Consider the following 11,612-nt stretch of genomic DNA (forward strand, 5'->3'; position numbering starts at 1 on the left):
TGTGACATTGTTGGTGAATCCATGTCACTTTTGAACATCGCGTTCAGGCCTACGTGTTCACGTGGCCGCACCCGCTCTGTACTGCGCAAACATCCGCTCAAACGCTTCCTCCCCGACCACCGGAATCCCGTAGGCGCGCGCCCTGGCCGCCTTGCCGCTCAGCGAATCGGGGTCAGCGGCGACCACCAGACGAGTGGACTTGGTGACCCCGCCGCTCGTTAAGCCGGCAGCGACGATTGCCGCGATCCATTCGTCGCGACTGCGCCTCATATCCCCGGTGAACACCACCCGATCTCCGGCCCTGAGGGCAAACCTGGACTGCTTCGCTTCAGCGGAGTTGGCCGCCGCCCATTCCAGAGCTTCGGCGACGTCATGGGCAGTGAGGCCGACAGCAGCCGCAACACACGTGAGATCGTCGCGCTCAGCCGCGGTGACGACCCCGTCGGCCAGCGCTTCCCGGGCGATGCTGCGCAGGTAATCGCGGTGCAGCCGTTCCAGGGTGCCTCGACTGAGGCCCGCGGCAGCGGCGGTATCGACGAGCTGTCTGGCCTCGGTGCGGGAGACCTCCCGGTCCAACAAGGCGCTTTCCAGGACAAGCAGGTAGGCAGCTTCGTCTTCCGGAACTCCGGGAATCCAGGAGGCTTGCAGTACCGTGCGCAACCACTCCTGCGAATCCGTACTGGCCTGACCACGCAGGACAGCGGCAACGTGCCTTGTCGGCGCCGACGGCGCTGGCCATGCGTAGGCGGCGCAGCGCTTGATGTCGTCGTGCCAGTCGACGGTGTCACAACAGGAAGCCATCAGCCGAGCCATCAGCTGCGCAGTGGCGCGCGCATCGCAGAGCGCCGAATGCGCATCGGGCAGCGCGATTCCGAACGCCTCACAGCAGTGGGCGAGCTTGGCGGCGCCGAGGACCCGACCGGCCCATTTCATCGAGCACAGGGCTGCCGGGCGGTCGACGATGGCGTAGTTGGCCCGTTGCAGTTCGCACAGCAGGAAACGCATGTCGAAGGTGGCATTGTGCGCAACGACCGTGCGACCGCTGAGCATGTCGAGGACGTGACCGCTGATGTCACCGAATTCGGGCGCGTCCAGTAGATCGCCGGCGGTGATCCCGTGAATGTGCGGGGCACCTAGGTCGCGGCGCGGGTTGATCAAGGTTGTCCACTCGTCTTCGATCGCACCCTGGTCGTCGGTGAGCACAATCCCGACCTCCACAACACGGTCGGCGCGCTCCGGCACGAACCCTGTTGTCTCGAAATCAATTACCGCGAAGGCCATCAGAGTTCCCCCCGGAAGGCGCGGGATTGGAGGGAGCCGAAGAGGGCGTCGAGTGCATAAAGAGCCGATGACTGATCTCCTCGCACGGCTGCAATTCGCGAAGAAATGGCCACGAAATGCCGCTGCTCTGCGAGGCTCGGCGCCGAAACCGGTAGGCTTTTAACAATTGTGGCATTTAGATTTGGAAGCGTCGAACCAAGCGCAACACGCTTTAACATTGCCTTGACACGGGGATGCGACAGTGCTGCGTGCAGATACCCACCCACGGAGCGATCCGGACGCGGCCGAAGGATCAAAGACCCCGTGCCACAGAGGTATCCCTCATGTTCGGGCGCAACGACTGCACAGCGCCCCATCTCTCCTCGCCTGCCCATAATCACGTCACCAGCATGAAGCCGATAATCACTCAGCGATCCTGCCTTGTCAGGAGTGACAGAAAAGGCCGGGTCTGCGCGTATAACTCCGCCCACAATATGCATGGGGTTGACCAAGGGGACTCCAGATTCCACATAGTCTTCCCGGTGAAGCAGCGAACCGAAAGGGCCGATCTGGATATCGGCGATATCACCGAGCAGCGATGAACCTCCGCCGACCGGGTCGCCAAACAGGTCAGTAAAGATGGCCTCCGCAAGGCGCTCGAACTCAGCAAGCACCTGTCGCTGACTGGCACGGAGCGCATCGGCCTGATCGAGAATCGCGGCGATGCGACGCTGCTCATCAAGACAGCAAAGCGGCACAGACCACTCAGAGAGCGCCGCCCTACCCAGATGATGAATACCGACACCCCTTGAACCGCGCGCGAAGGCGCCTGTGGCTGCTTCGTACCGGAAAAAATGAAGAAGGTATCGAGGATCAATCTCGGGTCCAGGCCTTACTCGAAGAAGCGTGTTCTGATAGGCACAATCCTCGATCTCACCCTGCCAGAGAGCCGGCTTTCCAACTTCCAGCGGCGAACCCGAAGCTTCATTGAGCAGCAGGTCACCCAGCTCAAGACGAAAAACCGCCATCTCAGCATCAGTGAAGTTCATTCGCTTCACATCGTCTAAAAGCAGGCCATTCCAACCAACGTTCGCAGCACGCAAGTAATTGCGCATTGATGGGCCTGTATGGTTTTGCGGAGACCGCTGACGACCAAGGTTCACGTCAGCAACTGACGAGAGCGAAACCGTCTCCATCTTCACGACAGCATCGCCTTCAACTCCGCCAACCCCGCAGCGATCTCGCCCTCCAGCTTCTCGATCTCGGCGATGATCTCCAGCGGCGGCCGGTGCTCGACCTCGTCGTGCACGATCTCCTTGTACCGATTAAGCGACAGGTCGTAGCCCTGGGCCACGATGTCGTCCTTGGGCACGCAGAATGACTGTGCGGTGCGGGCTCGCTCACGTTCGGAACCGTCTCGTACGGCCCACCGCGCCACCACATCCGGCAGGTCGTTTGCCTCCACCGGGTTGCGCTTGTCGTCCAACGAGAACCCGTCGGCCTGCACGTCGTAGAACCATACGTTGTCAGTACCGCCAGAATTGGTCTTGGTGAACAGCAGGATCGCCGTCGACACTCCCGCGTACGGCTTGAACACCCCTGACGGCAGTTTCACCACCCCGTCGAGTTTCTGCTCCTCCACCAGCACCCGGCGAAGTTCCTTGTGTGCCTTGGATGATCCGAATAGCACACCGTCCGGAACGATCACGGCCGCCCGCCCACCTGGCTTCAGGAGTTTCAAAAACAGTGCCAAGAACAGCAGCTCGGTCTTCTTGGTCTTGACCATTCGCTGCAGATCTTTCGAGGTCGACTCGTAGTCCAGCGAACCGGCAAACGGCGGGTTGGCGAGGATCAGCGTGTATTTCTCGGCATCCTCGCTGGCGCCCTCGGATAGTGAGTCGCGGTAACGGATGTCCGGTGATTCCACTCCGTGCAGCAACATGTTCATGCTACCGATGCGCAGCATGGTGGCGTCGAAGTCGTATCCGTGGAACATGCTGGCGTGGAAGTGCTGCCGCTGCTCGGCATTCGTCAGTACGCCGGGGTGCTGATCGCGGACGTACTCGGAGGCAGCCACCAGGAATCCGGCTGTGCCACAGGCCGGGTCGCAGATCTCGTCGCCCGGCCGCGGAGCCATCATCGCGACCATCGCCTTGATGATGTGCCGTGGCGTACGGAACTGCCCGTTGACACCGGCAGCGGCGATCTTGGACAGCAGATATTCGTACAGGTCGCCGTTGGTGTCGCGGTCATCCATCGGTATGTCGTCGAGCAGGTCCACCACTCGCGACAGCAACTGCGGAGTGGGAATGGTGAACCGAGCGTCGCGCATGTGTTCCGAGTACGTCGATCCGTCGCCGCCGAGGCCGCGCAAGAACGGGAAGACCCCGTCGGCGACGATCTTGTGCATCAGCGTCGGGTCTTCATGCTTGAGCTTGGACCAGCGCAGATGTTGCTGGCCCGCCCCGAACAGCATGCCGTCGCTGGTACCGGTGATGCGAGCCTTCTTCTCGGCGAGCGTGTTCAGGTCATCCAGCCGGCGGATGAACAGCAGATAGGTGATCTGCTCGATGACCTCCAGCGGGTTGGAGATGCCTCCCGACCAAAACGCATCCCAGACCCGGTCGATCTTGCCCTTGAGCTCACCGGTTATCACTGCTGCACCCACCTGTCTGCGGCCGTCGGAGGTTGAACAGAACTGTATATAGGGCATTACCGACAGGACCGGAACCGGTGACATCCACGCCGGCGGGCGCGCCGCAGTTCCGGCCGCCTTCATCCACAGTTGTCCGGTTCATCCACAGGCAGCCCTCGAGCCCTCATATTCGCACAAACGTTCGATACGTTGGAGGGGTGTCCGAACCCGATCAGGTCCTTCCTCCCGCCGCGGCGGCCCGTGCGGCCATCCGCGCGGACCTGGCGCTGATCGACGACGCCCAAGCCCGGCTCCGCTGCACTGACACCGACATCGTCGGCAACGCGTTTCGCGTCGAAGTCGCCGAACACCTCGAACTCCAGCACCGGGTCAATCGCGGCCTGTCCTACCGCATCTTCGGCGAGATCGCCGACCCCGCCGACGGTCCCGAGGACCCGCGACTGCCTGCCGATACCAAGATCACAGACCTGCTGTGGTCGCGCTTGCGTATCACCCGCGCGGAAGTCCGGCGCCGGCTCCGCATCGCCGCCCGTATCCGACCGCGGCGCAACCTGACCGGGCCGCCGGCTCCGCCTGAGCTTCCCGAAGTCGCCGCCGCTGTCGAGGACGGCCAGATCGGTGAAGATCACATCAAAGCGGTCACCAAAGCCCTAGACGAACTGCCCGCGAAAGTCGCACCGGCCGATCGTGAAGCCGCCGAACGGACCCTGGTACGCCACGCCGCCGAGCAGGACGCCGTCTTCGTGACCGCAATCGGGCACGCCATCGCAGATCACCTCAACCCCGATGGCAACTTCACCGACGAAGACCGGGCACGGCGGCGCAACCTGGTCCTGGGCCGTCAAGGCCCCGATGGGATGAGCCGACTGTCCGGCTGCATCGATCCCGAAACCCGCGCCTACCTCGAAGCAGCCGTCGCTGCGGTTCGCCCCGGCCACCGCCAGCCCGAGAGCACCCAAGTACGCGATTCCAGGTCATCGGGACAACGAGACCACGACGCACTGAAGCTGGCCCTGCGCCACGGCATCGAATCCGGTGCCATGGGCACCCACCGCGGCGTTCCGGTAACCGTCGTGGTCACCACCAAACTCGCCGACCTCGACCAGGCGGCCCGCGCCATGGCCGACCCGGACGTCCCGATGCCGACTGCGGCGCGCACTGGTGGCGGCAGCCGCCTTCCGATGCGTGATCTGATCCGGATGGCGGCCAACTCAATCCACTACCTCGCGGTGTTCGACAACCACTCCGAGCGGCCGCTGTATCTGGGCCGCAGCAAGCGGATCGCCACCCTGGATCACCGGATCATCTGCCACGCCCGCGACCGCGGTTGCACCAGACCGAACTGTCCGGCACCCGGCTACCACTGCGAAGTTCACCATTCGACCGATTGGGCGCGCGACGGCCGCACCAATGCCGACGAGCTCTACTTCGCCTGCGGAGGCGACCACGGCGGTGCCACCCGTGGCGACCTACAAACTCACGTCACCGAGCAAGGGCGCCTGGCCTGGACCGACGGCACCAGCCCGCCGCGGATCAACCATCTCCAACATCCGGACGAACTCCTCGACGACGATGAGGACCCATAGGCCGTGGGCGGTGAGGTATCCAAGCCCGGACCGCGAGAAGATGGCACCGTGACCACCTACAACGAGATCCGCAACAATGCGCCGCTGTGGCCGGGGGTGATGGACCGCTCGCTGCTGGGCAATCGGCAACTTCAAGCCGCGCTGTATCTGGCCGACGCGGCCAAACGGGGGAAGTGGCGCAAGGTGGTCCGCGAACTCGACCGCGGCGACCACGTCGTCGACGTCAAAGCCTGGCGGCCCGGCGGCAAGACCTGGTTGACCGTGCTGCACCAGGCCGGCTGGCACGGGGCGCCCCCGGACGTCGCGTCGTGGCTGATCGAGCGGGGTGCGCTGCGCAGCCAGCCCGACGCCGCAGGCCGCACTGCCTACGACATCGCCGTCGAGCACCAGCGGCCCGCCGAGTTGTTGGGCGTGCTCAAGCCCCCGGCACCGTCGCTGGACCGCGACCGGATCGCCGCGCTCAACGCACAACTCGCCGGAATCATCGATGACTTGATCCAGCAGCTGTTCCGCGGTGTCGACCTGCGCCAGATGTTCCGCTATCCGCCGGTCGACGTGCTGCACGAGCTGCCGGGAAAACAACTGTGGTTTCCGATTCCCTATCTCTGGGGGGGCTTCCGGGTGGGCCTGCAAGACGACGACGTCGAACTGTTCGGCGGGTACCGCGAACTCGACCCGGTCGGCGACGTGCACGTCGCCACGGTGGGCTATCTCATCACTCCCGACGGACCTTCGCAGGTGTACGAGGGCTACGAATGATCGGGAGCGCCGGAACTGTCGCGGACCTGCTGCCGCAGCTGCCCTTTGGCGATCTTGCCGCCGGAGGACCGCGGCAGCTCATCGACGACGACGAGTCCTTCGGGCCACAGCTCCTTGGACACCCCGAGCGTCAGTAGATGCTCGAGGAGTTCGGGCAACTCCAGGGCGCCGGCGCCGACGAGTTCGGCATCGCCGAGCTCGACGAAGACACAGACCTTCTCGCCGAACACCTCGTCGGGCATCGCTACCGCGGCGGCGACCGCGACCCTCGGGTGGGTCATGACGGCATCCTCGACCTGCGCGGCGCTGATATTCTTGCCGCCCCGCAGGATGAAGTCCGACGTCCGGCCGGTGACGCTCAGATAGCCGTCAGCGTCGATCTCGCAGATGTCCCCCATGCGCATCCAGCCGTCGGCGGTGAACAGCTTGTCGTGATCGACCCCGCCCAGATAACCCAGGCTGGTCGCCGGCCCCCGGCAGGCGGGCTGGCCCCGGCCGGTGTCGGTCACATCGGTGTCGCCGTCCTCACCCCCGAAGAGCCGGACCGCCATCTCCGGCACGACCCGCCCCCCGGTGCGCAACCGCCGCTCCAGCGGGTCGTCGAGAGTGGTTGCGCTGAGCAGTCCGGTCTCGTTGGAGCCGTAGAACTGCAAGATTTTCGCCCCGGTGAGCGCCTCGAACTCCGCGGCCGGCCGGTAGGGCAATGCCTCACCACCGGTGAAAACCACCCGCAGCGAGCTCAGGTCGAATTCTCGACTGGCAGGGTCGGCCATCATCATCGTCAATTGTGTGCTGACGCAGCATAATACGTTGACCCGGTGTTGTGCTATCGCAGCGCAGGTCGCCGCCGCGGTGAAGCGGTCCAACAGGATCGCCGTGGTGCCGAGGTGGATCGGTGTGGTGTGGCTGGTCCAGAGCCCGAAGCCGAACGGGGTCGGGATGATCGGCAGAAAGACATCGTCCGCACTCAATTGGCCGTTGGCGACGGCCAGTTGGTGAAAGTAATGCCAGCGGTTCTGGGTGTGGACGACACACTTGGGTAACCCGGTGGTGCCGGAGGTGGAGTTGATCAGGAAAATGTCGTCCGGACCGAGTTGCGGTCCCGGCGGCGCGATTTCGGTGGCCGAGTTCAGCTCGTCGATGCCCAGCGTCTCGATCTCGAGACCGTCCGCGAGCGGCTGACGCTGCTTGTCGGTGATCAGCAGTTTGGCCCGCGCGGCGGCCAGGATCGCGGTCACCTCTCGGGTTCCGGCGCGCGCACCGATGCCGACCACCACCGCGCCGCACCGCTCGATCGCAACGAACAGCACGTGGATGGCGACGGAATCACCGTGCCACACCGCGATCCGGTCAGCCGGCACTACCCCCGCACCGGCGAGCCGTGCCGCCAGGGCATCTGCCGCGGCGTCGAATTCCCGCCAGGTCAGTCCGGCGCCGAGGTAGTCGACATAGGCGGCACGGTCGGAGAAGCGTTGCGCGTTGCGACGAACCGCGTCCGACAGCGTGGTCTGCGACCACCAGCCGGCGTCATGATAACGCGCCACTTCGGCCGCGCTGAACGCCGGCGAATCCCATTCAGGCATAACGCTCCTGGAGTCGTCCCTTGATCAGCTTGCCGGTCGGAGTGCGCGGCAGGTCGGTGCTGAACTCGTAGCGTCGGGGCACCTTGTAGGACGCGATGCGCTCCCGCAGAAATCGATCCAGCAGTGCCGGCAGGTCGTGACATCGGCCGGGATCGACAGTCGGATGGACCACGGCCACAACCGATTGACCCATCTCCGGGTCGGGTACGCCGATGACCGCCACATCCAGCACCGCCGGATGCAGCGCCAGCGCGTTCTCGATCTCCTGCGGGTAGATGTTGACCCCGCCGGAGATGATCGTGAACGACTTGCGGTCGGTGAGATACAGATAGCCCTCGGCGTCCAAGCGCCCGACGTCACCGGTGGTCGTCCAGTTCGGATGGCTCCGGTGGCGGGTTTCGGCGGTGCGCTGCGGGTCATTGTGGTATTCGAACGGCGCGACGTCACGTTCGAAGTAGACGGTTCCGGTCTCGCCCGTCGCGACCTCGGCGCCGCTGTCGTCGCAGATGTGTGCAATGCCCAGCACCGGTTTGCCGACCGACCCGGGATGCCGTAGCCAGTCTTGGCTGTCGATGATGGTGGTGCCGGCGGCTTCGGTGGCCGAGTAATACTCCAGCAGGATCGGCCCCCACCAGTCGATCATCGCGCGTTTGACCTCCACCGGGCACGGCGCGGCGCCGTGTACCGCGCACCGGTGCGATGACAGGTCAAACGAGTCACGGATCTGCCGGTCGAGTCGGAGCATCCGGACGAACATCGTCGGCACCCATTGACTGTGGGTAACCCGGTACCGCTCGATGAACAGCAGCGCGTCCGCAGCGTCGAAGTGCCGCATCATCACCACCGTTGCTCCGATTCGGTGCGCCATCGCCATGAACCGCAGCGGCGCGGCGTGATAGACCGGCGCCGGGGACAGGTAGACCGAGTCCGGGCCCAATCCCAGCACCGGGGCGAACAGTCCCGTTATCCGGTCGCCCGACTCGTCGACGTCGTAGCCGGGCAACGGTGCCTCGATACCCTTGGGGAACCCCGTTGTACCCGACGAATACAGCATGTCCGCACCGCATGGCTGGGCCGGCAAGGGTTGCGTCGAAGCAGCTGCCACCAGGGTCTCGTAGTCGTCGAAACCGTCGACGCAACCGGCACCGCCCAAGGCGATCCGGTGGCCGACTCGGGGTGTCTGGGCGATCACCGTGGCGGCGATACCGGCGTACCTCTCGGCGATCACGAACGCCTGCGCGTCGCAGTCGTTGACGATGTAGGCGACTTCTGCGGCGGTCAGCTGCGAGTTGACGAACGTGACGTAGAGTCCCGAACGCAGAGCGGCCCAGTAGATCTCCAATGCGCGTGGCTGGTTGTCGGACAGCACCGCGATGTGATCGCCCGGCCGGACGCCGACGTCATAGAGATGGCGGGCGAACCGCAGCGAGCGGGTGTCGAGTTGGCCGTAGGTGACTGTCTCTCCGGTTTCGGCGACGACGATCGCCGGCTTGTCGGGCGTGGTCGCCGCGTGAGCGCCGGGATACATCGTGACGTGCCGCTCCGGTCAGTAGAGGTAGTCTTCGCCGCTTGCCCGCACGGTGATGTCACTGATGCTGATGCCCCACGGCTGGTCGATCACCCCGACCACGGCGTCAGCCAGATCCTCCGGGGTGATCAGCCAGTACTTCACCGAGTCGACGTCGGTCTGCTCGGCGCTCAGGGTGCCGTCGGCGAACGCGGTGAGCGAGCGCGTGTAGCTCTCAGCGCGGGATCCGACGATGCCCATGATCGCCGCTCCGTTGACCACCCCGCTGGCCAGGTTGGTGCCCAGCACGCCGGTCGGTTTGACGGTGGTCACCTTGATCTTGCCCTTGGCCTCGCTGCGCAGGGAGTCCGACAGCACGGTGACCGCGGCCTTGGTCGCGCTGTAGACGCCTGAGCCTGCTACCCCGGCGTTGCCGTAGATCGACGAGATGTTGACGACGTGGCCCCGGCCCTGCTCGATCATCTGGTCGTAGACGGCCGAGATCCCGTTCACCACGCCCTTGATGTTGATGTCGATCGCGCGGTGCCACTGCTGCCAGGCCCGCTCGTGGTCGGCGAAGTAGGCCAGCGGCATGACGCCGGCGTTGTTGACGATGACGTCCACCGCGCCAAAGGTCTGCACCGCGTGCCCGACGGCGGCTTTCATCTGCTCCATGTCGGTGACGTCGGCGACGTGGTGGGTGCCGGAATGTCCGGCAGCGCGGATTCCGTCGAAGACGGCGGCCAGATTCGCCTCGCCGATGTCCACCCCGACCACGCGGGCGCCTCCGGCGGCGCACTTCTCGGCGATGAGCTTGCCGAATCCGCCGCCGGCGCCGGTGATGACGACGACCTTGTCCTGCAGGTGTTGCGACACAGTCGGCCTCCCGACAACGTGAATCGGAGTGAAGGTATCGGTGCAGTGTAGGTGGCCGCCGTCACCCCTGTTACGTGCGCCCGATTTGCCCCGCGACAGGCCGAGCGTTCAACCACTGTGGCAGGGGTCCCGGACGCTATGGTCACATCGTGAAACGTCGAACGGCGCTGGGGCTGCCGCTCCTGTTGGCGGCGGGTCCCACACTGAGCCGGCTCCCGCGGGCCGTCGCGGACCCCGGCCGGTGGTCGATCGACCGGGCCAACCGCTGGTATCAGGCGCAGGGCTGGCCCGTCGGCTCGAACTACATCACCTCCACGGCCGTCAACCAGCTCGAGATGTTTCAGCCCGGAACTTTCGACCTGCGGCGCATCGATGCCGAACTGGGGTGGGCCCGCTCGGCCGGCTTCAACACCGTGCGCGTCTTCCTGCACGACCAGCTGTGGGCGGCCGACCGTAAGGGCTTCCAGTACCGACTGGCCCAGTTCGTCGCCGTGGCCGCCCGCCACCGCATCAAACCGATGTTCGTGCTGTTCGACTCCTGCTGGGACCCGCACCCCAGGGCGGGTGCGCAGCCCGCGCCGCGGCCCGGCATCCACAATTCCCGCTGGGTGCAGAGCCCGGGCGCCGAGCGCCTCGGTGACCGCAACTACTACCGCACCCTGTATGACTACGTCACCGGCGTGATGACCCAATTCCGTTACGATGAACGGGTTCTGGCCTGGGATTTGTGGAACGAGCCGGACAACATGGCTCGCGAGTACAGCAGCGTCGAGCGGTCCGACAAGCTCGACCTCATCAGTGACCTCCTTCCCCAGGTGTTCAGCTGGGCGCGGGCGGTCGATGCCCGTCAGCCGCTGACCAGTGGGATCTGGGAGGGCTCGCGGCAGGGCAGCGCGATCGTCAACACCCAGCTCAACAGCTCCGACATCATCACGTTCCACTCCTATGACAAGCCGGGGACGTTCAGTGAGCGGATCGCTGAGCTGACGCCGCTGGGCCGCCCGATCCTGTGCACCGAGTACCTGGCGCGCACCCGGGGCAACACCATCGACGGGATACTGCCGATCATGAAGCGTCACAATGTGGGCGCCTACAACTGGGGTTTCGTCGCCGGGAGGACGCAGACCTACCTGCCGTGGGACTCCTGGGACAGCCCCTACACCTCGGCGCCGCAGGTCTGGTTCCACGATCTGGTGCAGCCCACCGGCCGCGCGTACCGCAACCTGGAGATCCTGACGATCAGCAACCTGACCGGGCGCTGATCGCAAAGCCGCACCGGATTCGGGGGATGTTCGCGTTACCGGCTGATAGCCGGCCCCTTCGATGATGAAATCATGGGCGGCGATGTCGTCGGGCCGCCGGTTCGGTGATCGGTGTCCACGGGT

The 11,612-nt window shown here is 65.1% G+C and carries 9 protein-coding genes; 3 read left to right on the plus strand and 6 right to left on the minus strand.

The features are described from left to right. Positions 1–57: 57 nt before the first annotated feature. Genes G6N23_RS12495 through G6N23_RS12505 form a run of 3 tightly spaced genes read right to left on the minus strand, consistent with a single transcriptional unit; the run spans position 58 to position 3,916 of the window. On the minus strand, positions 58–1,281 hold the full coding sequence (locus G6N23_RS12495; RefSeq protein ID WP_085261105.1) for an exonuclease domain-containing protein: 1,224 nt from the start codon (positions 1,279–1,281) through the stop codon (positions 58–60). Beyond that, the gene (locus G6N23_RS12500; RefSeq protein WP_234808630.1) at positions 1,281–2,456 is read right to left on the minus strand and encodes a restriction endonuclease subunit S; all 1,176 of its coding nucleotides are present in this window, start codon (positions 2,454–2,456) and stop codon (positions 1,281–1,283) included. Before G6N23_RS12500 ends, G6N23_RS12495 begins: the two co-directional genes overlap by 1 nt. Before the next feature lie 2 nt (positions 2,457–2,458). Further along, on the minus strand, positions 2,459–3,916 hold the full coding sequence (locus G6N23_RS12505; RefSeq protein WP_085261107.1) for a type I restriction-modification system subunit M: 1,458 nt from the start codon (positions 3,914–3,916) through the stop codon (positions 2,459–2,461). A gap of 197 nt (positions 3,917–4,113) precedes the next feature. On the opposite strand from G6N23_RS12505, the gene G6N23_RS12510 reads away from it, so the two are divergent. Both G6N23_RS12510 and G6N23_RS12515 read left to right on the plus strand, forming a co-directional pair. Next, the gene (locus G6N23_RS12510; protein WP_085261108.1) at positions 4,114–5,502 is read left to right on the plus strand and encodes an HNH endonuclease signature motif containing protein; all 1,389 of its coding nucleotides are present in this window, start codon (positions 4,114–4,116) and stop codon (positions 5,500–5,502) included. A gap of 48 nt (positions 5,503–5,550) precedes the next feature. Continuing rightward, complete coding sequence (locus G6N23_RS12515; protein WP_085261173.1) at positions 5,551–6,261, plus strand: ankyrin repeat domain-containing protein; 711 nt, start codon at positions 5,551–5,553, stop codon at positions 6,259–6,261. On the opposite strand, the gene G6N23_RS12520 is transcribed toward G6N23_RS12515, so the two are convergent. Genes G6N23_RS12520 through G6N23_RS12530 form a run of 3 tightly spaced genes read right to left on the minus strand, consistent with a single transcriptional unit; the run spans position 6,252 to position 10,227 of the window. Next, the gene (locus G6N23_RS12520) at positions 6,252–7,844 is read right to left on the minus strand and encodes a class I adenylate-forming enzyme family protein (protein WP_085261109.1); all 1,593 of its coding nucleotides are present in this window, start codon (positions 7,842–7,844) and stop codon (positions 6,252–6,254) included. The two genes, G6N23_RS12515 and G6N23_RS12520, sit on opposite strands and share 10 nt — an antisense overlap. After that, the gene (locus G6N23_RS12525) at positions 7,837–9,372 is read right to left on the minus strand and encodes an acyl-CoA synthetase (protein WP_085261110.1); all 1,536 of its coding nucleotides are present in this window, start codon (positions 9,370–9,372) and stop codon (positions 7,837–7,839) included. Before G6N23_RS12525 ends, G6N23_RS12520 begins: the two co-directional genes overlap by 8 nt. 18 nt (positions 9,373–9,390) lie before the next feature. Beyond that, positions 9,391–10,227, minus strand: a complete 837-nt coding sequence (locus G6N23_RS12530) for an SDR family oxidoreductase (RefSeq protein WP_085261111.1) — start codon at positions 10,225–10,227, stop codon at positions 9,391–9,393. A 149-nt stretch (positions 10,228–10,376) separates the two neighbouring features. On the opposite strand from G6N23_RS12530, the gene G6N23_RS12535 reads away from it, so the two are divergent. Then, entirely contained in the window at positions 10,377–11,489 is a 1,113-nt protein-coding gene (locus tag G6N23_RS12535; RefSeq protein WP_085261112.1) for a cellulase family glycosylhydrolase, read from the plus strand. The last annotated feature ends 123 nt before the right edge of the window (positions 11,490–11,612 follow it).

Origin of the sequence: Mycolicibacter terrae (assembly GCF_010727125.1) — a bacterium.
In the GTDB taxonomy this organism is placed as follows: Bacteria; Actinomycetota; Actinomycetes; order Mycobacteriales; family Mycobacteriaceae; genus Mycobacterium; species Mycobacterium terrae.

Excerpts from the sequence above, each read along its gene's own strand:
- G6N23_RS12495 (WP_085261105.1), bottom strand. The coding sequence starts at position 1,281 with ATGGCCTTCGCGGTAATTGATTTCGAGACAACAGGGTTCGTGCCGGAG.
- G6N23_RS12500 (WP_234808630.1), bottom strand. The coding sequence starts at position 2,456 with ATGGAGACGGTTTCGCTCTCGTCAGTTGCTGACGTGAACCTTGGTCGT.
- G6N23_RS12520 (WP_085261109.1), bottom strand. The coding sequence starts at position 7,844 with ATGCCTGAATGGGATTCGCCGGCGTTCAGCGCGGCCGAAGTGGCGCGT.
- G6N23_RS12525 (WP_085261110.1), bottom strand. The coding sequence starts at position 9,372 with ATGTATCCCGGCGCTCACGCGGCGACCACGCCCGACAAGCCGGCGATC.